Origin of the sequence: Actinoplanes subglobosus, from assembly GCF_042650585.1 — a bacterium.
Lineage (GTDB): Bacteria > Actinomycetota > Actinomycetes > Mycobacteriales > Micromonosporaceae > Actinoplanes > Actinoplanes subglobosus.
In genome coordinates, this window is sequence record NZ_JBHSBL010000014.1 from 117100 (window position 1) to 140166 (window position 23067).

The 23067-nt window shown below is 68.2% G+C and carries 20 protein-coding genes and 1 tRNA gene; 11 read left to right on the forward strand and 10 right to left on the reverse strand.

Annotated elements, in window-relative coordinates:
* Nucleotides 1–469: 469 nt before the first annotated feature.
* The gene (locus tag ACFO0C_RS14115) at nt 470–1291 is read right to left on the reverse strand and encodes a DUF881 domain-containing protein (protein WP_378067045.1); all 822 of its coding nucleotides are present in this window, start codon (nt 1289–1291) and stop codon (nt 470–472) included.
* A 173-nt stretch (nt 1292–1464) separates the two neighbouring features.
* On the opposite strand from ACFO0C_RS14115, the gene ACFO0C_RS14120 reads away from it, so the two are divergent.
* From ACFO0C_RS14120 to ACFO0C_RS14140, 5 genes are all read left to right on the forward strand, one after another.
* Nucleotides 1465–1728 carry a cell division protein CrgA gene (locus ACFO0C_RS14120; RefSeq protein WP_378067046.1) on the forward strand — a complete coding sequence of 88 codons (264 nt, stop codon included), beginning with the start codon at nt 1465–1467 and terminating at the stop codon, nt 1726–1728.
* A gap of 179 nt (nt 1729–1907) precedes the next feature.
* Nucleotides 1908–4055 carry a (Fe-S)-binding protein gene (locus ACFO0C_RS14125; protein ID WP_378067047.1) on the forward strand — a complete coding sequence of 716 codons (2148 nt, stop codon included), beginning with the start codon at nt 1908–1910 and terminating at the stop codon, nt 4053–4055.
* Nucleotides 4056–4188: 133 nt separating this feature from the next.
* Nucleotides 4189–5523 (forward strand): hemolysin family protein, encoded by a 1335-nt coding sequence (locus ACFO0C_RS14130; protein ID WP_378067048.1) that lies wholly within the window; start codon nt 4189–4191, stop codon nt 5521–5523.
* Complete coding sequence (locus ACFO0C_RS14135; RefSeq protein WP_378067049.1) at nt 5516–6556, forward strand: hemolysin family protein; 1041 nt, start codon at nt 5516–5518, stop codon at nt 6554–6556. The genes ACFO0C_RS14130 and ACFO0C_RS14135 overlap by 8 nt, the downstream gene beginning before the upstream one ends.
* Before the next feature lie 111 nt (nt 6557–6667).
* Nucleotides 6668–7561, forward strand: coding sequence for a LamG-like jellyroll fold domain-containing protein (locus ACFO0C_RS14140; protein WP_378067050.1), 894 nt, complete (start codon nt 6668–6670; stop codon nt 7559–7561).
* On the opposite strand, the gene ACFO0C_RS14145 is transcribed toward ACFO0C_RS14140, so the two are convergent.
* The 4 genes from ACFO0C_RS14145 to ACFO0C_RS14160 form a co-directional block, all read right to left on the reverse strand.
* Nucleotides 7562–8056: a hypothetical protein gene (locus ACFO0C_RS14145; protein ID WP_378067051.1), complete on the reverse strand. Its 495-nt coding sequence runs from the start codon at nt 8054–8056 to the stop codon at nt 7562–7564. It abuts the gene before it with no gap.
* Nucleotides 8057–8135: 79 nt separating this feature from the next.
* Nucleotides 8136–11969: a GDSL-type esterase/lipase family protein gene (locus ACFO0C_RS14150; RefSeq protein ID WP_378067052.1), complete on the reverse strand. Its 3834-nt coding sequence runs from the start codon at nt 11967–11969 to the stop codon at nt 8136–8138.
* 373 nt (nt 11970–12342) lie between these two features.
* Nucleotides 12343–12413 (reverse strand) — tRNA-Gly (locus tag ACFO0C_RS14155).
* 84 nt (nt 12414–12497) lie between these two features.
* Nucleotides 12498–13007: a pyridoxamine 5'-phosphate oxidase family protein gene (locus ACFO0C_RS14160; protein WP_378067053.1), complete on the reverse strand. Its 510-nt coding sequence runs from the start codon at nt 13005–13007 to the stop codon at nt 12498–12500.
* Between the two features lie 96 nt (nt 13008–13103).
* Between ACFO0C_RS14160 and dcd the strand changes: the two genes are divergently transcribed.
* A complete protein-coding gene (gene dcd / locus ACFO0C_RS14165; RefSeq protein ID WP_378067054.1) occupies nt 13104–13682 on the forward strand; it encodes a dCTP deaminase in 579 nt (192 codons plus the stop codon).
* 214 nt (nt 13683–13896) lie between these two features.
* Here the strand turns inward: dcd and ACFO0C_RS14170 are convergent, their stop codons facing one another.
* On the reverse strand, nt 13897–14376 hold the full coding sequence (locus ACFO0C_RS14170) for a YcxB family protein (RefSeq protein WP_378067055.1): 480 nt from the start codon (nt 14374–14376) through the stop codon (nt 13897–13899).
* 83 nt (nt 14377–14459) lie between these two features.
* Between ACFO0C_RS14170 and ACFO0C_RS14175 the strand changes: the two genes are divergently transcribed.
* On the forward strand, nt 14460–14738 hold the full coding sequence (locus ACFO0C_RS14175; protein WP_378067143.1) for a YciI family protein: 279 nt from the start codon (nt 14460–14462) through the stop codon (nt 14736–14738).
* Nucleotides 14739–14748: 10 nt separating this feature from the next.
* On the opposite strand, the gene ACFO0C_RS14180 is transcribed toward ACFO0C_RS14175, so the two are convergent.
* Nucleotides 14749–15291 carry a phosphoribosyltransferase gene (locus ACFO0C_RS14180; protein WP_378067056.1) on the reverse strand — a complete coding sequence of 181 codons (543 nt, stop codon included), beginning with the start codon at nt 15289–15291 and terminating at the stop codon, nt 14749–14751.
* 123 nt (nt 15292–15414) lie between these two features.
* On the opposite strand from ACFO0C_RS14180, the gene ACFO0C_RS14185 reads away from it, so the two are divergent.
* The gene (locus tag ACFO0C_RS14185) at nt 15415–16569 is read left to right on the forward strand and encodes a PP2C family protein-serine/threonine phosphatase (protein ID WP_378067057.1); all 1155 of its coding nucleotides are present in this window, start codon (nt 15415–15417) and stop codon (nt 16567–16569) included.
* On the opposite strand, the gene ACFO0C_RS14190 is transcribed toward ACFO0C_RS14185, so the two are convergent.
* Nucleotides 16570–16725: a hypothetical protein gene (locus ACFO0C_RS14190; RefSeq protein ID WP_378067058.1), complete on the reverse strand. Its 156-nt coding sequence runs from the start codon at nt 16723–16725 to the stop codon at nt 16570–16572.
* Between the two features lie 247 nt (nt 16726–16972).
* Between ACFO0C_RS14190 and ACFO0C_RS14195 the strand changes: the two genes are divergently transcribed.
* Together ACFO0C_RS14195 and ACFO0C_RS14200 are read left to right on the forward strand one after the other, a co-directional pair.
* The gene (locus tag ACFO0C_RS14195) at nt 16973–18829 is read left to right on the forward strand and encodes an acyl-CoA dehydrogenase (RefSeq protein ID WP_378067059.1); all 1857 of its coding nucleotides are present in this window, start codon (nt 16973–16975) and stop codon (nt 18827–18829) included.
* Between the two features lie 225 nt (nt 18830–19054).
* Nucleotides 19055–21316, forward strand: a complete 2262-nt coding sequence (locus ACFO0C_RS14200; protein ID WP_378067060.1) for a S8 family serine peptidase — start codon at nt 19055–19057, stop codon at nt 21314–21316.
* Nucleotides 21317–21365: 49 nt separating this feature from the next.
* Here the strand turns inward: ACFO0C_RS14200 and ACFO0C_RS14205 are convergent, their stop codons facing one another.
* The gene (locus tag ACFO0C_RS14205; RefSeq protein ID WP_378067061.1) at nt 21366–21884 is read right to left on the reverse strand and encodes a SixA phosphatase family protein; all 519 of its coding nucleotides are present in this window, start codon (nt 21882–21884) and stop codon (nt 21366–21368) included.
* Nucleotides 21885–21995: 111 nt separating this feature from the next.
* Here ACFO0C_RS14205 and ACFO0C_RS14210 point away from each other — a divergent pair, with 111 nt between their 5' ends.
* On the forward strand, nt 21996–22274 hold the full coding sequence (locus tag ACFO0C_RS14210; protein WP_317789289.1) for a DUF6458 family protein: 279 nt from the start codon (nt 21996–21998) through the stop codon (nt 22272–22274).
* Nucleotides 22275–22320: 46 nt separating this feature from the next.
* Here ACFO0C_RS14210 and trhA read toward each other — a convergent pair whose 3' ends face one another.
* Nucleotides 22321–22998: a PAQR family membrane homeostasis protein TrhA gene (gene trhA, locus ACFO0C_RS14215; protein ID WP_378067062.1), complete on the reverse strand. Its 678-nt coding sequence runs from the start codon at nt 22996–22998 to the stop codon at nt 22321–22323.
* Nucleotides 22999–23067 lie beyond the last annotated feature (69 nt).

The window sequence follows — 23067 nt, forward strand, 5'->3', positions numbered from 1 at the left end:
GCCGGAGTTCCCGGCCCAGCGAAGGCTGCCTGAGCCGCCGGAGTTCCCGGCCCAGCGAAGGCTGCCTGAGCCGCCGGAGTTCCCGGCCCAGCGAAGGCTGCCTGAGCCGTGGGAGTTCCCGGCCCGACAAGGGCCGCAGGAGCCGCGGAGGTGGCAGCGCCAGCGAAGGCGGCCGGAGCGGACGGAGCCGTGGGGGCTGCCGAAGACACCGGGCCGGCCGAAGACGCCGGGCCGACTGAAGACACCGGGCCGACCGAAGAGGCCGGGGGGTTCGGGGCCGCGGGCGCGGCCGCCGCCGGGTGCGGGTCTACGTTGCCGCCCGGGCCCACCGGGGACGCGAGTGGCCCGCCGGGGACACCGTCCGGGGCCGCGTCGGTGATGCGCGGGATGTAGGCCGTCTGAGCGTCGCCGTCCGGCGCACGGTGCCGGCCGGAGCCGGGCTGGTTCGCGGGGTACTCCGGAGGAACCATCACCGGGCAGCCTGCGCCGATCGGAGGTCGGTCGAACCGTCGTACGCCTGCACTGTCACGTTCTTCTCCACCTTTTCCTGGTAGCCGAGCCCGAAGTCGGCGACGGCCTCCCGGAACTGCCTGACTCCCTCTGACGAGTCCAACGCATGACTTAGCGCTGTGGGTTCGCCGATCGCGGTGATCTTGAAGGGTGGTGAGAAGACCTGGCCGTGAAGGAGCAGCGTGTTGCCGACACAGCGTACCGCGCTCGTGGAGATCACACGGAGATCCATGATCGTCATGGCCTCGGCGCCACCTGCCCACAAGGCGTTCACGACGGCCTGGACGTCACCCTGGTGAACGACGAGATCGTCGTTGTCCGGCGCGTTGTCGCCGAAGTCGGTGCCGCGCCGGGGTGAGTCGTTCAGTGTCACGGTCATGCCCGGTCCCTCGAGTTCGGAGAAACCGGCCGACTGGCGCAGCGCGTTGACCTGGGAGAGGGCCGGCGGGTCCAGTTCGGCCAGACGGCCGGTCTGCTGGTCGACGTCGTTGAGCAGGCGGGCGGCCTTCTTCTCGTTGGCCGCGAGCCGTGCCCGTTTCTCGGCGATCAGTTGAGTCAGTTGCGGGCGGCGGTCGTCTCGCAGTGCCGTACCGTCGGCGGTGGTCGCTGATGTGGTGAACAGCAGGCCCGCCGCCAACGCGATCAGCGGAACCCCCGCTGACCAGATCGATCTGCGGCGGTCGCGCCGTGGCCGGAGGCCGCGGGCGACGCGCCGGAGCACGAGTTGCCAGGAGGCCCCACCGGCGTCGTTCCGAACGCCGCCAACCCCTCGAAAAGCCACCCAGCCCCCTCAAGAACAGACGCTCGGGGTATTTTCTCGCCCCGGCGGGTGCCTGTCTGCGTACCGCCTTGACTACGCTAGCGGTCGAACAGTATTCGCCACGGGCAGCATTCGGGAGTTCCGGAGCCGCTCAAGGGTGGGTTGTTCACCACTTGTTGCCCTCAGGAGACGCCGTGCCCAAGTCAGTGGTTCGCAAGAAGAAGGTCTACACCCCGCCGTCGGACATCAACCCGGCGGTGAAGGGTGCGTCCAACAAGCCGAGTCCGGTCTGGGTGCCCGTCAGTGCGGTGACCCTGATCGTCGTCGGCATCGCCTGGCTCGTCGTCTACTACCTGTCTTCACAGCAGTGGCCGGTCGCGAGCTGGGAGTACTGGAATCTTGCGGTCGGCTTCGGCTGCATGGTGGCGTCGCTGGGCCTGCTTTCGCGCTGGCGCTGAAACGCTGTTTCCATTTCTACCGCGTATACGTGAAAATCCTCGAAAGTTAGCGCACCCCCGCCTGGCGTGGGGTGCGCTTTCGGCGTGGGGGCGCACTCCCTTGACCTATGGCGTGTGCCCGTCTATTACTCGTGGGTAACATAGCCTGGCGCACCGCCGACCGAGGAGGCACAACGCAGATGGGCTACGCGCAGATAGTCGCCACCGTCTTAGCGGGGGCAATTACGGTGGTGGCCGTCTACCTGGCGGTCCGTGCCGTTATGACGATCACCGCGGTCATCCGGCAGGGTCAGCCCGACCCGGCCCGGTTCCAGGACCCGAAGACCCGTACGAAGACCATGCTGGTGGAGACCGCCGGTCACACCAGGATGCTCAAGTGGAGCGCGATCGGCGCCGCCCACTGGTTCGTGATGGTGTCGTTCGTCATCCTGTCGTCGCTGGTGCTCGAGGCGTACTTCGAGGTCGTCGACCCGAACCTGGGCCTGCCGATCATCGGGCACTGGGTGGTCTTCGGCCTGGTCACCGAGTGGATCGGCATCCTCGGCACGATCGGGATCCTCTACCTGGTCTTCGTCCGCCAGCGGCAGAAGCCGGGCGCGGTGAAGCGGAGCCGGTTCCTCGGCTCGACCATGTGGCAGGCGTACTTCGTCGAGGCGATCATCGTCGGCGTCCTGATCTTCGGGTTCCTGATCCGGGGCTTCAAGGTCGCCACCGACCACTTCGAGTACCCGCTGTGGGCCACCCCGCTCAGCCACGCGATCGGCTCGGTGCTCCCGGCCTGGGAGGACGGCGCCACCTGGATGGCGCTCATCAAGATCCTGATCTCGATGAGCTGGCTGATCACCATCTCGCTGAACCCGACGATGGGTGTGGCCTGGCACCGGTTCCTGGCGTTCTTCAACATCTACTTCAAGCGCAGCCCGGAGAAGCCGGCCGGTTCCGGTCTCGGCGCGCTGAAGCCGATGATGAGCGAGGGCAAGCCCCTCGACTTCGAGGAGGCCGACCCGGAGAAGGACCTCTTCGGCGTCAACCAGGTCGAGCAGTTCACCTGGAAGGGTCTGCTCGACTTCTCCACCTGCACCGAGTGCGGCCGCTGCCAGTCGCAGTGCCCGGCGTGGAACACCGCCAAGCCGCTGTCGCCCAAACTCCTCGTGCTGTCGTTGCGCGATCACGCGTACGCCAAAGCCCCTTATCTCCTCGCCGGAGGCGGCAAGGATCTGATGGGTGAGGAGAAGGCCACCGAGGCCCAGCTCGCCCACATGGACGTCCTGGCGCTGGCCGAGGCCGGCCGGCCGCTGATCGGCACGGCCGAGGAGCAGGGCGTCATCGACCCGGACGTGCTCTGGTCCTGCACCACCTGCGGCGCCTGCGTCGAGCAGTGCCCGGTCGACATCGAGCACATCGACCACATCGTCGACATGCGCCGCTATCAGGTGCTGATCGAGTCGAGCTTCCCCTCCGAGGCCGGCGTCATGCTGCGCAACCTGGAGAACAAGGGCAACCCGTGGGGCGCCCCGCAGAACACCCGCGAGGACTGGACCAAGGGTCTGGACTTCGAGGTGCCGCGGGTCGGCGAGGTCGAGGACTTCGACTACCTGTTCTGGGTCGGTTGCGCCGGCGCCTTCGAGGACCGGGCCAAGAAGACCACCCGCGCGGTCGCGACGCTGCTCAACGAGGCGGGTGTGAAATACGCCATCCTCGGTGAGGGCGAGACCTGCACCGGCGACCCGGCACGGCGGATCGGCAACGAGTTCATCTTCCAGATGCTCGCCCAGCAGAACGTCGAGACGCTGACCGAGGCCTTCGAGGGCCAGAAGTCGAAGAAGATCGTCGCGACGTGCCCGCACTGCTTCAACACCCTCGGCAACGAGTACGAGCAGCTCGGCCTGGAGGTCGAGGTCGTGCATCACACGCAGCTGCTCGCGCACCTCGTGAAGGAGGGCAAGCTCACCCCGGTTCAGCCGATCGAGGGCGACGTCACCTACCACGACCCCTGCTACCTGGGCCGGCACAACCGGGTCTTCGACGCACCGCGTGAGGTCCTCGGCGAGACGGCGAACCTCGTGGAGATGCCGCGTAACCAGGAACGGTCCTTCTGCTGTGGTGCCGGTGGCGCCCGGATGTGGATGGAGGAGCGGATCGGCAAGCGGATCAACGTGGAGCGCACCGAGGAGGCCCTGGCCACCGGGGCAAAGACGATCGCGGTCGGCTGCCCCTTCTGCTACACGATGATCGGCGACGGCGTCACCGGTAAGGGCAAGCAGGAAGAGGTCGAGGTGGTCGACGTGGCCACCGTCCTGCTGCGCTCGCTGAAACAGGACGTCTGATCATTCTCTGGTTCATGACCGTGGCCGGCAGCTCCCCAGCTGCCGGCCACGGCCGTTTGTGCCGGGCCGGTCACGGCACGGTTGGTGGCAATTGGCCCGAGTCCGGCACAATGAGGTCCGAGGTGAAGCGATCATGGACGGCCTGCTCCTGACCGCGGTGCTCCCGTTGGTGGCGTTTGCGCTGCTCACGGCGGGCAACGCGTTTTTCGTGGCGGCCGAGTTCGGGTTGGTCACCGTCGATCGGGTGGAGATCGACACACGTGCCACATCGGGTGACCGTCAGGCCCGCCGGGTCCGGACCGCCCTCCAGGAGCTCTCCTTCCAGCTCTCCGGCGCGCAGCTGGGCATCACGCTCACCGCGCTGCTCACCGGCTACCTGGCCGAGCCGGCGCTCTCCGAGATCTTCGAGCCGCTGGTGGAGCCGGTCGCCGGCGACTCCACCGAGACCGTCACCCACGTGGTTGCCCTGGTCGTGGCGACCCTGGTCTCGATGCTCTTCGGCGAGCTGGTGCCGAAGAACGCGGCGCTCGCCCGGCCGATGGGGATCGCGCTGCGCACCGCGGCGCCGTTGCGCGGCTTCTCGATCGTCTTCAAATGGCTGATCGCCGCGCTCAACGGGACCGCCAACTGGCTGGTCCGCCGCCTCGGCATCGAGCCACAGGAGGAGCTGGCCAGCGCCCGTTCCCCGGAGGAGCTCGGCCTGCTCGCCGCGATCAGCGCCTCGGCCGGCGCGCTGCCGACCGAGACCGCCACCCTGCTGCGCCGGACCATCCGGTTCGGCGAGAAACGGGCGGCCAAGGCGATGACCCCACGCGTCGACGTCGTCGGCCTCAAGACCACCGCGACCGTCGCGGACCTCATCACGGTGGCGCGCGAGACCGGTCACACCCGATTTCCGGTGTACGAGAACGAGCTCGACGTCGTCACCGGTGTGGTCGGCGTGAACGACGCTCTCGGAGTGCCTCCCGAGCGCCGGGCCTCCACGCGTGTCTCCACCCTCGCCCGGGAGCCGGTCTACGTGCCGGAGAGCCTCAACCTCGACAAGGTGCTCGAGGTGCTGCGGACCGCGGGCGCCGACCTGGCCATCGTGGTCGACGAGTACGGCGGCACCGACGGCGTGGTCACCATCGAGGACCTGATCGAGGAGCTGGTCGGTGAGATCGCCGACGAGTACGACACCGACCTCGGCGAGACCGGCACCCAGGAGCTGACCGCCCCCGGCGGCGAGAAGACGTTCCTGGTCGACGGGCTGCTCCGCGAGGACGAGGTGCACGAGCAGACCGGGTTCCGGCTCCCCGAGGGGCCGTACGAGACGCTCGCCGGATTCCTGCTCGCCCGTCTCGGGCACATCCCGGTCGCCGGGGAATCGCTGGAGGAACACGGGTGGGAGTTCACCGTGATGGAGGTCGACCGGCACCGCATCGAACAGGTGCGCGTCGTCGCGCCGCCGGAGCCGTCCGATGAGTGAGCTGCTGTTCGTCGCGGTTCTTCTGATCGGTAACGGGCTGTTCGTGGGTGGCGAGTTCGCGCTGATCGCGTCCCGGCGTACGGTGCTGGAACCGCTTGCCGAGACCTCGCAGGCGGCCCGCTGGGCGCTGTCGGCGATGAGCCAGATCCCGCTGATGATCGCCGGCGCGCAGCTCGGCATCACCATCTGCACGCTGGTGCTCGGCGCGATCGCCGAGCCGACGGTGGCGCACCTGCTGGAGGGGCCGTTCTCGCGCGTAGGGCTGCCGGACAACGCGGTGCACCCGATCGCGTTCGTGCTGGCCCTGATGATCGTGACTTTCCTGCACACGGTCGTCGGTGAGATGGTGCCGAAGAACATCACGCTCGCCGGCCCGGAGCGGTCCGCGCTCATCCTCGGCCCGTTCATGCTGGCCTTCTGCATCGCCACGAAACCGCTGCTCAACGCGATGCGCTGGGCCTCCCGCAACATCCTGAAACTGTGGAAGATCGAGACGACCGACGCGGTCAAGACGGTCTTCACCGCCGAGGAACTGGCCGGCATGGTCACCCAGGCCCGCAGCGAGGGCCTGCTCGGCTCCGAGCAGTACGCCCGCATCCACGCGGCCCTCGGCCTCAGCAACCGGACCGCCGCCGACACGCTGCTGCCCTGGTCGCGGGTCACGACGGTGGCCGCCGACGTGTCGCCGGCGACGCTCGAGGCGGTGGCGACCCGCAGCGGCCGCTCACGCTTCCCGGTGGTCCAGCGCGACACCCGGCGGGTGCTGGGATTCGTGCACGTCAAAGACATTCTGGGGTACGGGGGAGCCCAGCGCCGCCTACCGGTGCCGGCCGAGGTGATCCGTCCGTTGGCCGTGGTCCCGCCCGATCGGACCCTGGCCGACCTGTTGCTCACCATGCGGCGCGATCGGCTGCACATCGTGCTGGTCAGTGACGGCAGCCGCCCGCTCGGGGTGATCACCCTGGATGACGTGCTGCACGCGGTGATCGGCGAATCGTCCGCTGCCGCGCATCCGGCGACAAGGATGCGGTGATCTGCGTTACCCCGGTTCGGATTCGGTGGTTCGGTCTACCGCCTTCGAGTGCTTTTCCGGCGTTTCGGTGCGCCGGTTCGCGACTTAACTGTCAATCCGGACAATAAGTGCATGCTTCACTTCCGGCGGCGCGCTGTATCGATCGGTGTCCTGTCCGCGGCTCTCGTCCTGGCCGGGGTCGTACTGCTCCTCCAGCGCACCCCATCCGTCGCCGGGCCACCCGTCTCATCCAGCCCGCAGGCCACCGTCGCGCCGTCACCCGGCGCAACGCCGGACCGGATCCGGCCGGTGCCCGGATTCCTCAACAACGTCAGCACGTTCTCCGCACGCGTCACGCCCGGCCGGATCGGCATCGCGGGCGCGCCGTTCGAGGTCCGGTACGACTTCGACGGCGGTGTCGGCCAGCCGATCGCCGACCTCACCGGCAGGCACGAACTGCGGCCCCTCGGACAGAACGGGGGCGCGCTTCGGCTCGTACCCCAAGGATCCGGTCTTGCCGTCGCCTATCCGGACCGATGCACCCTGCCGCGCGAAAGGGATTGCCCCCGGGCCATCCTCGAAGGCTTCCGTGACGACAGACTCAACCCCGGACGCCGGTCCATGCGGTACGGCGCGTCGATCCGGATGACCCATGACGACCTGGCCGACGGCGCCAACGTGCTCCAGAAGGGCTACTCGGTCGGTGGGGTCAGCCAGTACAAGCTGCAGGTCGACCACCGGCAGGGCCATCCGAGCTGTGTGATCGCCGGCCCGCGGGCCAGCATCTACCGCGCCGAACCGTGGATCAACGTGGCCGACGGCGTATGGCACGACCTGGAGTGCCGCCGAACCCTGAATCGCCTGGTCATGGTCATCGACGGAATCCCGCGGGCGTGGGTCGCGATCCCGCCCCAGCTCTCCGTCGCCAACGCCGAGCCCCTCCGCATCGGCGGAAAGGGCCCGGCCCCCGGAAACGACCAATTCGCGGGCGCGATCGACGACGTCTTCATCACCATCGGCGACTGATCAGTCTGCCGGCAGCGGCCCGATCGCGTCGACTCCTCCCCATACGTCCGCCGGCGAAAAATCGGCGGGACACGGAATGGCTTCGACCTGCGATGCCGGGTCCGGCGAGGGGGCTCCGGTCACGGACGCGCACGTCACCCAGAAGAACTCCTCGTACGTGCCGCCACCACCGCCGGCGCCCTTACCGCGTACGGCGAACTGCGCGGCGACCTGGCGCCCGTCCGCGGTGATCGAGAGCAACCGGGAATCACCGCCGCGGTCGCGCAGCCCGGGCTCTATCTCATCGCGAAGCTTCTGACCGGCCCAGGTCTCACCGGCCGCCTGGCGTAACTGGTAGTCGAACCCGTCACGGAAGTCGTCCAGGCCTCGACGGGCCGACTCGGCGGCCGCGGTGCGCGCATCGTCCTCCGCGTCGGGGAAGTCGCACCCGGCAGCGACCACGAGCACCCCGACCGCCAGAACCGCCAGCCCGTAGCGTCGTCCGGCAGCTTTCATTCCGGCTGTCTCCTGTTTCTGGGTGTGGCACTTCTGGGTGTGGCACGAGGCGCCGGGTCGGCGCCTCGTGCCCATCGTTTTAGAGGCCCATCTGGCGCAGCGACGCGCTGGCGACCTGAGAGTAGAGGGTCGCCCCCTCGAGCTTCGGGTGGAAGCTCTGGGCTGACATCAGCGCGTCCGGGGTATCGCTCGCGGTCAGACCCCTGATGACCCCGTGGATGCGTTCGGGTTCGCCGCAGACGCCCTTACCGTCGAACGCCTCCTCCGGGTTCGCGAACGTCACCGGAATTCCGGCGGAGGCGCTCTGGCTCACCGCCTGCTGCATCTGATCGTTCAGCAGTTCGCCGGTCTCCTTCAACCACTGCGTCTCGTCGTCATCGATGAGGGGAATGCAGTAGTTCCACCCGTTGGTCTCCAGCAACTGGGGGTAGCCCATCAGGAGGATCTTCGCGTTCGGCGCCAGTGCGTGGATCTCCTCCAGGGCGCTGCTGATGGCCGGGCGCACAATGTTCCTGATGCGCGCCGGTTCGGCGACGATCAACGGATCGTTGTCGTGCTCCAGGGTGCTGTCCTGGCAGTCCTTGACACCCGCCCACAACACGCACTGCTCGATGACCTTGGAGAACTTCGCGTCGTTGCCGCCGATGGAGAGCGTCACCAGGGTGGTGTCCGCGTCCACCCAGCCGCTGTCCAGCTGCGCGGGCTCGGTGTACTGGCCGTCCTCGCCCGTCTTCGACGCCGACCGGAGGTCCTTTGTCGTGGCGCCGGAACAGGCCGTCATGTGGTAGTCCACGTCGGCGGACCAGCCGGCGCTACGGTTGCCGACCGAGTCGGTGCTGTCAGCGAGCTGCATCTGCCGCGACCAGGCATACCGCGAGCGGTGGCAGGCGTTACGCCACGGGCCGCCGCCGTCGACGTTGGTCTCCGCGTAGTAGTCGGTGCCGGCGTTCGCGGCTGCGCCCTCACCCGAGGAGTAGGAGTCACCGAGTGCCGCGACGATCTGCTTCGGCTTCGCGTTCAGCGGCAGCACCGCCGCGGCGTCCCATGCGACGTCCTCATCGCCGTTGCCGTTCGGGGTCGCCGTGCTCAGGGAGATCACCGGTTTACCGGAGAACTTGAACGAGCCGAGCGAGACCCAGCTGTTGGCCCGGATGCGCTGCTGGACGGTCCGGTACCGGGTCTCGCTACCGGTGTTGATGATGTACTTCGCCTCCCGTGTGTGTGCACCGTGATCAGGAATGTGCACGTAGACCCGGGCCCACTGGTCCAGCGACTGGTTGAATCGCCAGGTCCCGGTGACCTTCATCTTCTGGAGTTCCGGGACGTCCTTGCGAGTGTGCGCGAACCAGAAGTGCGAGCCGAAACCGCTGCCGAGCTGGTGGAGATCCACCTTGGACGTCGCATTGCCCTTGCTGTCCGTGCCGAAGCTGAGATCGAACGTCCCGGCATTGGCCGGCCGCGCGCAGTCCTGCCGCACCGGGGCCATGCTGTCCGGCAGATCGTCGACCACGAGCAGCCCGGACGGCTTGTTGGCGATACTGCAGACCGGTGGGTTGCTGTTCCCGTCCTCGGGCTCCTTGCTCGCGTACGTCGAGTCGTACCGGATGAACTCGTTGCCGCAGGTGGTCGCGCAGTCGGTCTTCCACGTGACCGGCGTATGCCACCAGCACTTCAGGTCGTACTTGCCGTTCGTGGCCTGGTGCGCGCAGGGTCCGGCCTTCTCTCCCAGCACGTTCGTCCCGGGTGTGCCGTTGCCCTCGTAGGTCGGCAGGTGCTCGGCGCCCCACTCACAGTCGTTGGCGGCGGTGCAGAAGGTGTTGGTATCGGGGGTGGCGTGCTCCCGGCGGTAGGACGCCCGCTCCGCCGGGATCGGCCAGACATCGTCCCTGCCGTTCCACCAGGCCGGGCGGAAGAGCGGGACGTACACGTCGGTGGGGTTGTTGCTCTCCAGCACCGACGGCGGGAGAGAGGCGAAGCCGATGATCTTCTCCGGGTAACCCCAGTCCTGCGGGTGGGAGAAGTCCTTGGGGTCCAGCCCGAAGAGCTTACGGTTGGCCTTGTAGCGCGGGTTGGCCGGATTGTTTCCCCAGCCCAGCCCGTATGCGCCGTTGGTGTCGGCCTCGCCCATCGGGTGGTATCCGGCGTTGTACGCCCAGGCCGCGAGGAACCAGTTCTCGATCTTCGAGGGGTCGTTGTTGTTGACCCGCAGACCCTCCGCCTGCGTCTGGTTCCACTTGGAGACCAGAATCTGCAGACCGGCGGCGGCGTTGGCGACGTAGTCGGTGGCGACGGCGACCTGCTTGTCGTGGCTCAGGATCTTCTCATCCGGCTTGGGGTGTGCGGCCTTGCGCATACCGTCCGTCGTCTGGGAGACGCCATAACCACAGTCCGCCTTGTCCCAGGTGATGTCCCAGTCGACGGCGCCCTTCTCCCGGTCGACACCGTAGTAGTTGCCGATCAGCGGGTTCCCGTACTCACCGGGCAGGGTGTTCCCGCTGGCCTGCCACAGGTTGGACTCCTGGCCCATGATGCCGAGCATCACCTGAGCCGGCACCTGGCCGCCACCGGTCAGCGCGGGGGTCGGGAACATGGTCACCGGGTTGTAGGCATCCAAGCCGTTGTTGTGCCAGTCCGCCTTGCGGGTGATCGCCAGGGTGCCCTTCACCAACTGGTTCGCCGCCCACTCGATCTGCTTCGGCTTGGGCTGGTAGACCTGCAGCTCAGGGTTGTTGCGCTCGACCGAGCAGTACCCGTTCGGGTCCCAGGTCGGCTCAGCGTCGGAGACCGCGGTTGTCGCGGCCGCGGCGTCGACCGTGAAGGACAGCGCCTTGCCGGTCTTGGTGCTGAGCGCGTCGATGCTCACCGGCACCGCGCTCTCCGGGTCGACCGGAGCGGTCCGGGGGTCCGCCCCGTCCGCGCGCTCCTGCGACGTCACCACGGTCTCCCCGCGGGTGGAGACCGTCGCGTCGGTCGGTGCGGTCAGCCGGCCGACCGTGGCCGGCAGCCCCTTGACCTTGGCCGGCCGGCCGACGATGAACACCTTGCCGCTGGCGGCCCGGGTGATCCCGAAGTCGGCCGCCTCGCCGGTGGCCAGCGTGCGGACGTCCACCTTGCGCTTGGCGCCGGATCCGCTGACCGTAGCCCGCCGGACCTGCGCCTGAGTTCCGGCCTTCTCCTGGTAGACGACACCACCGGAGGCATCGGCGCTCAGGCTGAACGGAACCCCGCTGGTCTCGGCGAGCTTGCGTCGCGCGCCCTTGCGGTCGACCGTCACCACGGCGCCCGCGTCCGCGCCGACCAGCCCGAAGTCAGTCGGGACCACCGAGGTCAACTGGCCGGGGACGTCGATCGGGGCGGCCAGCTCACCGGTCGCCGCGTCGAGGGTCAGGATCCGGGTATGTCCCAGGTCCAGGTCGCCCTCCTGGGTCAGCGCCACCTGCTCACCGGCGCCGCAGCCCGGGTTGTAGTAGGCCAGGCTGGTCCGTACGTCGAGGTTCCGCACCGCACCGCTGGTCAGGTCGACGACGGCGGTGTAGCCACCGCGTCCGGCGAGCACCTCGCGGTTGGTGAAGGTGCGGGGCGCGTACACCACGACGGCACGGCTGCCGGACTCGGTCACGCAGGCATTGCCGATCCAGCGGTCCGATTCCAGGCCGGGAACATTGAGAGTGGCCGCACTACGCCACTGGTACCCGGTTCGAGCCTCGGCCACCAGGATGTGGAAGCCGGTCGCGTCACCTGACGTCGTCCAGAGCCGGTCACCGGAGGCCTGCCATCCCGCCCCGAGGAGTTCCTTGCGCCTGTCCGGCTCGACGACAGAGGGATCCCGATCGGGCGGCGCCGCGGCTGCGGGCGCGCTCGTGCTCGGGACCGGCGTCGGTTCGGCATGGGCGACCGTGGTTGGACCGGTCACCGCCAGTGTCACTACTGATGTCAGGCACAAGGCATGCCTGAAATCCCATCTCACGATTGTTTCCCCCGTGTCTTGATCTTCCTGCGAAGCTGCGGTCCCGGCGGCGTGACCTTCAGGCTGCCGGGATCAGCGTCGCTGAATATAGATCAAGATGAGAATATTGCGCTGCCCGTCTGCCTTTGCCCGGCTATTACGTACGTCTCTATGGCGAGCGGCCCACCACTGCCCGGGCCATCGGGCCACAGGCACCTCGACGAGAGGGTCGCGGACGGGCTCAGCGAACAGGCCACTATCGGGCACGCCGAGCGGCGGAAACCAGGCACATGCACGAAGGCCAGGTCGGGAACGTGTCCTGACCTGGCCTTCGAATCTGAGCGGGTGACGGGAATCGAACCCGCACTGTCAGCTTGGGAAGCTGATGTTCTGCCATTGAACTACACCCGCAAGCTGCCCCACTGTACCTGATTATCCGAGTCGGTGGCGGCACCGCCCCACGAATGGAGGTGGGTGGGGAGTGGGCCGTCTCGGTCAGCTGGCGACTGCCATCAGGTTGGGCTTCTTGGGGCGCGGAGCGTGCCACGTCTGGGCGTAGGCCGGCAGGAACGGGGTGGCGGCCAACGGCAGGGCACCGGCTGGGCCGTGACGGCGGAGCATGGCCGTGTCGATCGTCAGCTCGAACAGGCGCCAGTCGACGTCAGGGGAAGCGTGCAAGGTGCCGGCCAGGTGGGCGATGATCCGCGTGTCACGGACCGGGACCGCCTGGCCCGTCAGCGTGGCCTCGTCGTCGTTGTCCTCCGGTGGGTAGGCATGCAGCGCGTAACGCCCGTCGCGCTCCAGGTCTCGGCGCTTCGGCGAGTCGACGATGAAGCAGTAGAGGCCGTCGTCGGTGAAGACCGGGGAGACCGGGTGGACGCGTGGACCGCCGTCGGGGCGGATGGTCGCCAGGTAGCCCATGCCGGGGCCGTACTGCTGGAGCAGCGCACGGATGCCGTCGGCGAGCGCGGGCTCGGCGGCGGCGAAATCGGACCAGGATGCCATGCGGGCATTCTATCGAACATACGTTCGAGACTGCCACCGAACACGCCGATCCGGGCAGGTCAAAACACGGGCAGGAGTCCCCGGTATGGTGTTGCGATGCTTCTTTCCGACCGGGACCTGGTCTCCGAGATCAAGTCGGGCGGTCTTTCGCTCGAGCCATTCGAGCCGTCGCTCATGCAGCCGTCCAGCGTCGACGTTCGGTTGGACCGCTTCTTCCGAGTGTTCAACAACCACCTGTACACCCACATCGACCCGGCCGAGCAGCAGGACGAGCTGACCGCCCCGGTCGAGGTGGAGGATGGTCAGCCGTTCGTGTTGCATCCGGGTGAGTTCGTGCTGGCGTCGACGCTCGAGGTGATCACTCTCGGGCAGGAGCTGGCCGCACGGCTGGAGGGCAAGAGCAGCCTGGGGCGTCTCGGCCTGCTGACCCACTCGACCGCGGGGTTCATCGACCCGGGGTTCTCCGGGCACGTCACGCTCGAACTCTCCAACGTGGCCAACCTGCCGATCAAGCTCTGGCCGGGGATGAAGATCGGACAGCTGTGCATCTTCCGGCTGTCCAGCCCGGCTGAGCACCCGTATGGCTCGGCCGTCTACGGCTCGCGGTACCAGGGGCAGCGCGGCCCGACCGCCAGCCGCTCGGCGATGAACTTCCGCACCTGGCCGACGCGCTGACGGGCCTGCCTGGAGCGATGATCGGCCTGGCCGGAGCGATGATCGGCCTAGCTGGAGCTATGACGGGCTCGGTCAGAGCTATGACGGGCCTGGCCGGAGCTGTGAAGGGCTCGGCTGGAGCTGTGACGGGGTCGGACGGAGCTGTGACGCGTCCGGCCATACCGCGGGACGGCATGCGGCAGGCCGTCCCGGGGGAGAGCGGGTAGCCGTACCCCTAAAGGGTGAAACGCCGAACCTGGAGACCTCGCGCCGAGGCGGTGACCAGGACCTGTTCGATCTGCGCCGGGCTCAGCCCGGCGGTCGGCACCGGCAGCAGCCGGGTGCCCCGCAGCCGGAAGAGCAGCTGACCGGAGAGCTGTTCGACCGAGCGGACCGCCCGCCAGGCGTATGCGTGCCGGGCCTCCTCGTCCGAGCTGGCGACGCCGCCCTCGCTGATCTCGTACGTGGTGAGCCGACCGGCCCGCAGCCCGCGCGCGGTGTGGTTGAGCAGGAGTACGGGAACGAGCACGGCGAGGGCCGCCCCACCCGCCAGCAGGCCGGGGCTGAGATCGCCGGTGACGCCCAGCAGAAGCACCGCGACCAGCAGGAACGCCCATCCGGCGAGGCGAGCGGCGAGGACCGGGCGCCGCAGGCCGTGCCGGGCGGCGGCCGCGATCAGCGCCGGATCGGATACCGCGGTGATCTGGATCTGCACCTGTGAAAAGTACCTTTTGCCCGAGGTGAATCGGCACCGTCCGGGCGGCCGATGTGCGATCTACGATTGGCGGCGTGTATCTCATGATTTCGACGTACCTGAAGCCGCTCGACGAGGTCGACGCGGCCCGTGCCGACCACCTGGCCTTCGTCGACGAGCTGGAGAAGTCCGGTTACGCGGTCACCGCCGGCCGGATCGACCCGCCGACCGGTGGCATCATCCTGCTCGACGTGGACACCGAGGCCGAGGCGCACGAGCTGATCGCCCGCGACCCGTATGTGGTTCGGGGCCTGGCCAGTTATGCCGCAACCGGCTGGCACCCGACCCGCGGAGCGCTCGCGGGCTACCAGCGCACCCGATAGTCCAAAATGTCTACGGGTCGAGGTCCATTCCGGTCAGCAGGCCCCTGATCGCCAGCTCGGCCGAGACCGGTGGCGGGCACTCGTCCACGATCACCGCCGCGCCCACATATCTCGACCCGAGGAGTTCCCGCAGGCCACGCGCCTGAGCCCCGGTGGCCGCCCAGTCGTCGACGACGAGGACGCGGTCCCCGGGGCTGATCAGTTTCTCCCGGAAACCGAGCCGCTGCACGTCGCCGCGGTGGTCGGTCGGCACGTCGGCCCAGATCATCGGCTCGGCGATGGCCCGGCGGGCCCCGGCACGGTACGCCTCGACGAACCCCACTCCCAGCGCCCGCGCCACCAGTGGCCCGACCATGAAACCGGTGACCTCGGGCGAGACCACGACGGTCGGCCGGTCGGCCCGGAACAGCCCCGCGAGGGCCGGACCGAGTCCGTCCAGGATGCGCGGATCACGCCACCAGCCGGACCGGTCGCTGACCATGTAGTCGTGGCCGGGGCCGAGGTCGGTCCAGCGGAAGGTGGATCGGAGAAGATCACGGAGATCGTCGGTCACCCGGACATCCTGTCACCGGGCGCCGTTCTTGTTGGACCGACCGAATGACTGCGGTACCTACGTCGGGTCAGAACCGACTCAGCCTACGGGTCAAGTTGATGCCCGACGACAGGTCGATCGGGCATGCTGTTCGGCGGAACCATGCCTACTTTCATGGCGGGACGACGCCCGCTGAGCCCAGGGAACCGCGCCGGACTCGGCGCGGCCCTCGTGCTGCTCGCCGTCGTGTCCGCCGTGGAGCTGGCAGACGGCCCCTGGGCGCGCTATGTCGGCCTGCTGGCGGCGGTGCCGTTCGTGGCCGCCGTCTTCGCGGTCTGGCAGCTGGTTCTGGGGGCGGGCATGCTCGCCACGGTCGTCGGAGCCCTGTTCGTGGCCTTGGCGGCCGCACCGCCGGAGGGTGCGGCCGGCGACGGCATGGCGATGGCCGGACTGGTCAATCTGATGGGTGTGGTGCTCGCCACAGGCGTGGCGGCCGCCGGGGCCACGATCCGCCAGCGGCAATCCGAGAAGATCGGCGAGCTGCTGCGTCTCGCGGCGGTGGCCCAGCAGGCGGTGCTGCGCCCGATCGGACCGCAGGTGGGCGCGCTGGCGGTGGCCGGCCGGTACATCTCGGCGACGGCCGCGGCGGACATCGGAGGGGACCTCTACGAGGCCCTCAACACGCCGTACGGTGTCCGGATCATCATCGGGGACGTGCGGGGCAAGGGTCTGGACGCCGTCCGCCTGGCGAGCATCGTGCTGGGTTCGTACCGGCACGTCGCGTACGAGCGGGCCGATCTGAAGTCGATCGTGCAGGACCTGGACCGGGCGGTGGCCCGCAGTGTCGGCGACGAGGACTTCGTGACGGCGGCCCTGGTCGAGGAGCGCGGCGGCACCCTGACGATCGTCAACTGTGGACATCCGGCGCCGCTGCTCCTGCGCCGGGGTCAGGTGATTCCGCTGGAGCCGCCGGCGCCGGCACCACCGCTCGGGTTCATGCCGGAGGTGAAGGCGCGGGTGGAGCGGCTGGAGCCGGGTGACCGGCTGCTGCTGTTCACCGACGGTCTGGGCGAGGCGCGCCGGGAGGGTGAATTCTTCCCGACCGCCGACCGTGCGTGGCGCCTGCTGGGCCACGGCACGGTCGGGGACGGTCTGGCGTCGCTGGAGACGGCCCTCGTCGACTGGGTCCACGGGCGTCTCGAGGACGACATCGCGTTGGTTCTGCTGGAGTACGCCGGTCCGGACGGCGGCGCTGCCGTCTCGGTGCCGAGCTGGGAAGTCGGAGCCGCGGGCAGCTGATCAGGCTGCGCTGTCCTCGGTCTCGGCCGGTGCGGCCGGTGAGGTCGGCGCTGGAGCTGGTGGGACATGCTCGGGCTGGCGATGCCGCCCGACGTAGTTGCGCGGCTGGTTGGCCTGGCGCGGCTCCGGGATCAGGTTCTTGAGCGTGGCGAACATGGCGTCCCCCCTGTTCGTAGCTGTCTATCCCTTAGAACGAGCATTCGGGGCCTGCGATACGTGATCGCTGTGTCGAAGTAGGCAAATGGCCGAACGGTTGTGTCGACAGCACCCGATCGGACGGACTGCCGCCCCTTCCTGGTGGGTCTGCCCAGAAACCCTGCCTGGGTTGTCGGTGGCTACCGATGAGTAATAGAGTGGGGGTTACTGACGGGTAACTCGCGTCCGGAGAGCGGGGCCAAGCACCATGACGCACTACAAGAGCAACCTTCGTGACCTCCAGTTCAACCTGTTCGAGGTCTTCGGAGCGGAGAAGTCGCTCGGCCAGGCGCCGTTCGACGAGTTCGACCTGGAGTCGGCGAAAGACGTGCTCGCCGAGGTCGACCGGCTGGCTCGCGAGGATCTTGCCGCCAGCTACACCGACGCGGACCGCAACCCACCGGTCTTCGACCCGGCGACCAACACCGCGCCACTGCCGGAGTCGTTCAAGAAGTCCTACGAGACCTTCATGGCGTCCGAGTTCTGGCGCCTCGACCTGCCGTCGGGTCTCGGTGGCACCCAGGCGCCGCGCAGCCTCGTGTGGGCCGTCGCCGAGCAGATCCTGGGCTCCAACGCCCCGGTCTGGATGTATTCGTCCGGGCCGTCCTTCGCCCACGTCATCTGGACCGAGGGCACCGAGGAGCAGAAGGAGTGGGCCAAGCTCTTCGTCGAGAAGCAGTGGGGCTCCACCATGGTCCTCACTGAGCCGGATGCCGGCTCGGACGTCGGCGCCGGTCGCGCCCGTGCCATCCCGCAGGCGGACGGCTCGTGGCACATCGAGGGCGTCAAGCGCTTCATCACCTCGGGTGAGCACGACCTGAGCGACAACATCATCCACTACGTCCTGGCCCGCCCGGTGGGCGTCGAGGGCGTGGGCGGTCCCGGTACCAAGGGGCTGTCGCTCTTCATCGTGCCGAAGTACCACTTCGACCCGGCCACCGGTGAGCTCGGCGAGCGCAACGGTGTCTACGCCACCAACGTCGAGCACAAGATGGGCCTCAAGGTCTCCAACACGTGCGAGATGACCTTCGGTGAGCACGGCACCCCGGCCAAGGGCTGGCTGCTCGGCGAGGTGCACCAGGGCATCCGGCAGATGTTCATGATCATTGAGAACGCCCGGATGATGGTCGGCACCAAGGCGATCGCCACCCTGTCGACGGGTTACCTCAACGCCCTGGAGTACGCGAAGAACCGCGTACAGGGTGCCGACCTGGTGCAGAACGGCGACAAGGCCGCGCCGCGGGTCACCATCACCCACCACCCGGACGTACGCCGTTCGCTGATGCTCCAGAAGTCGTACGCCGAGGCCCTCCGCGCCCTGGTCATCTACACCGCGACCTGGCAGGACAAGGTGGCGATCGCGACGGCCGCCGGCGACGAGAAGTCGGCGAAGATCGCCAGCCACGTCAACGACTTCCTGCTTCCGCTGGTCAAGGGCGTCGGCTCGGAGCGGGCGTACGAGCTGCTCGGTGCCGAGTCGCTGCAGACCTTCGGTGGTTCCGGCTTCCTCCAGGACTACCCGCTGGAGCAGTACGTCCGGGACGCGAAGATCGACACCCTGTACGAGGGCACCACCGCGATCCAGAGCCTCGACCTGATCTTCCGCAAGATCGTCAAGGACGGCGGGCGTACGCTCGGCACGGTCGCCGCCGAGATCCAGGGCTTCGTCGAGAGCGAGGCCGGCAACGGTCAGCTCAAGAACGAGCGGCTCGCCCTCGGCAAGGCGCTCACCGAGATGCAGAACATCCTGGGCATCACGCTGGGCTGGCTGCAGGCCGTCGGCAACGGCGAGTCCCGTGAGCTCTACAAGATCGGCCTGAGCTCGCGCCGGATCCTGCTCGCGCTCGGTGACGTGGTCCTCGCGTGGCTGCTGCTGCGCCAGGCCGAGGTCGCCCTGACCGCGCTGAACGGCGAGGTCTCCGAGGCGGACAAGAAGTTCTACACCGGCAAGGTGGCCGCGGCCCGCTTCTTCGTCGCGGAGATCCTGCCGCGGATCGGCGCCGACCGCCGGATCATCGAGAACACCACCCTCGACCTGATGGACCTGGACGAGGACGCGTTCTGATCAAGCTTTTCCCACTCTCCTGAAAAAGACGAGGGCCGGCGGACAATGACGTCCGCCGGCCCTCGTCTTTTCGTGTGCCCGGTCGTCCGTGGACGGAAGTTGGCATCTTTTGTGGAGAGACCGGCCCTCGATCGTCGCCATAGCATGCGGAGCATTGACGATCTTCGGTTCGGGGGACGAATCGTGCGAAAACTCGCGCCTACCCTATTGATACCCACCCTTCTCATGGCAGGGCTGGCGGCACCGGCGTACGCCGCGGATGCCCTTCCCGTACAGCTCAACGTCGCTCTCACCGACGGCGCCGACACGGCCGCGGTGCTCGCCGGCCTCGGTGACGCCGTCCGGAAGAGCGATCCGATCCCGGGGCTCAACGCGCTGCGGGTCGAGGTCCTCGACAGCGACGTGGACACGGTCACCGGCAAACTCGCGACCGACTCGGCCGTGCGTTACACAGAGCTCAACCAGACGGTACGGGCCGACGCCGACCCGCTCGACCAGATGAACCGGAACTACTGGGGCGGCCAGCAGGTCCAGTCCGCGTGGACCTGGACGACCGGCAGCCCGGACATCACGGTCGCCGTGGTCGACTCGGGAGTCAACACGACCCCGGACCTCGGCGCCGCCGACCTGACGGCCGGTTACGACTTCGTCGACGGTGACGAGATCGCCACCGATGACGACGACCACGGCACGATGATCGCCAACATCATCGCGGCGCGGGAGAACGGAAAGGGCGGCACCGGGGTGTGCCGGTCGTGCCAGATCATGCCGATCCGGGTCCTGGCCCACAACGACGCCACCGGCCGGGCCGAGGGCCGGGTCTCCGAGGTCAGCGCCGGGATCGTGTGGGCCGCCGACCACGGTGCGAAAATCATCAACCTCTCGCTGAGCGGCAACACCCCCAGCAAGCTGCTGGAGGACGCCGTCAAGCACGCCGAGGCCAAGGGTGCCCTGGTCGTCGCCTCGGCCGGCACCTCGACCGAGACGCCGAAGGCGTACCCCGCGGCCATCGAGCCCGTCCTCGCGGTCGGCTCGGTCACCCACGACGGTCAGCCCAGCCGCGGGACCCGGCTCAACACCGAGGGCGACCGCTGGATCGACGTGGCGGGCCCGGACGGCGCCGAGGTGCTCAACCGGGTCGGCGTCCAGGAACTCGTGGCCGGTCCGTCGGTCTCCACCGCTGTCGTCTCCGGTGCGGCGGCCCTGGCCTTCGCGACCAAGCCGGACGCGACCGCCTCAGAGGTCCGCAGCCGGATCGTCGCCGACGCCTCCCAGGCTGTCGGTTACCCGGCCTGGAACGCGCCGGTGCTCGACGCCGCACGGCTCCTCCACAGCCTCGGCGCCAAGGACCAGCAGGCCCCGGTCCTCGACTCGCTCAGCGGCCTGCCGACGGCCGGGCAGGTACTGAACTTCAGCAGCAAGCGGACGATCTATCCGGTGCTGGCCGACGACCACGCGATCGAGCGGGTCGAGTTCCGGGTCAACGGCGAGCTGGTCGACACCGACTGGGCGTACCAGACGGGGAAGCGGCTCCAACTGTCCGCGCCCAAGGGTTTCGTCGGGGACCTGCCGATCTCGGCCAAGGTCTACGACTACGCCGGTCAGTCCGACGAGTTCAAGACGACGGTGAAGGCCGACGGCGAGGTGCCGGAGGTGAAGATCCTGTCGCCGGCCGAGGGGGCTCACGTCACCCGTCCGGTCCGGGTGGAGGTCGAGGTCCCCGGTGACGACATCACGTCGGTGCAGGTCAACCGGATCGGATACTGCGGCTTGGCGATGACGAAGGACGCCGCGACGGGTCACTGGTTCGCCGACGTGCGTAGCGTGTCGAACGACTGGATCCACGACCGCTTCTGCTCGACCCCGCCCGGCACGATCTCCATCACGGCCGAGGACGTGAACGGGAACATCACCACGGTCGTCCGCAAGGTCGTCGTCGATGTCGCCGGCCCGACCGCCACGAGCATCTCGCCGAATGCCGGTGCGATCATCCGTGGCTCGTTCACCAGCCGGATCAACGGGGTCAGCGACCCGTCCGGGGTGGTCTCCGCACGGCTCTACGTCAACGGCAAGTCCGCCGGCGCCGACACCACCGCGCCCTACGAGGTCAAGGTCTGGCCGGGGAACTACAGCGGCTCGCTGAAGCTGACCTGGGAACTGACCGACGACGTCGGTGACAAGCGCACCTACAACCGCTACGTGGTCGCTGACAACAAGGCACCGACCGTGTCGATCACCAAGGCCCCGAAGAACAAGGCCAAGATCAAGGGCACGCAGAAGGTGTACGTCAAGGCGTCCGACTCCAGTGGCGTCTCGCGTGTCGAGCTGATGATCAACGGCAAGGTCGTGGCTCGTGACACCAAGGCCGGGTACGTGTTGAGCTTCAACGCGTCCAAGCAGAAGAAGAGCATGAAGGTGCTGGTCCGCGTCTACGACAAGGTCGGCAACGTGACCGTGACGATGAACCGCACCTGGTACCGCAAGTAGTCGGTGGTGCGAGCGAGGGGCCGGCGACGAACAGTCACCGGCCCCTTTCTCATCCGCGCGCGGTGTGCGAGCGGACCAGCCGCATCGACCCCGGCTGGACCTGCGTCCACGGATCGTCTCCGGTGTGGACGGCGATCCCGGACGTCTTCATCTCGACCACCGTGCCGGTGTACTGATCGTCGGGGAGCAGCAGGGCCGACACTTCGGACATCGTCGGGTTGTGGCCGACGACCAGCACCGTGCGAACCGTGTCCGGAAGCTCGTGCAGCAGGTCGAAGACCTCGCCGCTGCGCCCCAGATAGAGCGAATCCGGGTAGTGCACCTCGGGCGCGGGCTGTCCGGACCGGCCCTGTGCCAGCGCGATCGCCGCGTTCTGCCAGGTCTGACGGGTGCGTTTGGCCGGTGAGCAGATCACCAGATCGGGGTGCAGCCGCTCGTCGACGAGCCACGCGCCGGCCGCGTCGGCGTCGAGGCCGCCACGCTCGCTGAGTGCACGGTCGTAGTCGTCGAAGTCGCCGGGGATCTCCGCCTTGGCGTGGCGCAGCAGGATGAGCGTCCGCGTGGTCATCGGTACAGCTTGCCTGATTGGGATTGGACGCGTGCGGGTAAACGCTCGATCAACGCATTCATCACGGTCGAGCGGGCTCGCACGGCCGGGCGGACACCCGAGGAGGGTCCGATGGGCATCGGTGCAAGCATTTTTCTGCTCGCTCTGGGGGCGATCCTGGCGTTCGCCGTGGAGGCGGACATCAGTGGACTGGACATCGGCGTGATCGGCTGGATCCTGATGCTGGCCGGCCTGGTCGGCCTGGTCATCACGCTGTCGTTCTGGAGCAGCCGTCGCCGTACCGTGGTCACCCGCACGCAGGCGCCGGTCGCCGGGGCGGGCTACACCTCCGAGTACCGCGAGGTCCGCCGCGACGACGTCCCGCCGCCGCCTCCCCCGGCGTACTCCTGACGAACGATGCCCCGGGCCAAGGCCCGGGGCATCTTCATAGGGAGGATCAGGCGTACAGAGCGAAGTAGACGGCGATGTGGTGGCAGATCGCCGCGACGAGCGTGCAGGCGTGGAAGAACTCGTGGTGACCGAAAACGGTCGGCCACGGGTTGGGCCGCCGCAGCGCGTAGAAGACCGCGCCGATCGTGTAGATGGCACCGCCCACCAGCAGCAGCACCAGGCAGGTGACGCCACCCACGTGCAGCACCTCGGGGATGATCGCGACCGCGACCCAGCCGAGCGCCACGTAGAGCGGGGCACCCGCCCAGCGGGGCAGGTGCGGCCAGACCATCTTCAGTGCGACACCGCCGAGCGCGCCGCCCCAGACCAGGCTGAGAAGGACGACCTGCTGGGTGCCCTCAAGCAGCAGGACGCAGAACGGTGTGTAACTGCCGGCGATGAAGATGAAGATCATCGAATGGTCCGCGCGGCGCATGATCTGGTACCCACGCTCGGTCCACACCCTGCGGTGATAGAGCGCGCTGGTGCCGAAGAGCCCGCACACCGTGATGCTGTAGATCAGACAGCTGATGAACGGTGAGTAGCCGGGACGGCTCAGCGCTATCGAGCTGAGCACGATGCCGCAGACGAGTGCGACAAAGAATGCGTACTGATGCAACCGGCCGCGTAGTCGCGGCTTGCCGAGGTCGGTCGGCTTCATCCGGAACGGGGCTGAGGTCGTCACGCGTTCCAGGTTACGGCACCGTAGGTTACTGGAGGGTAGTGATGCCGGATACGGTTGACGCTGCCGGAT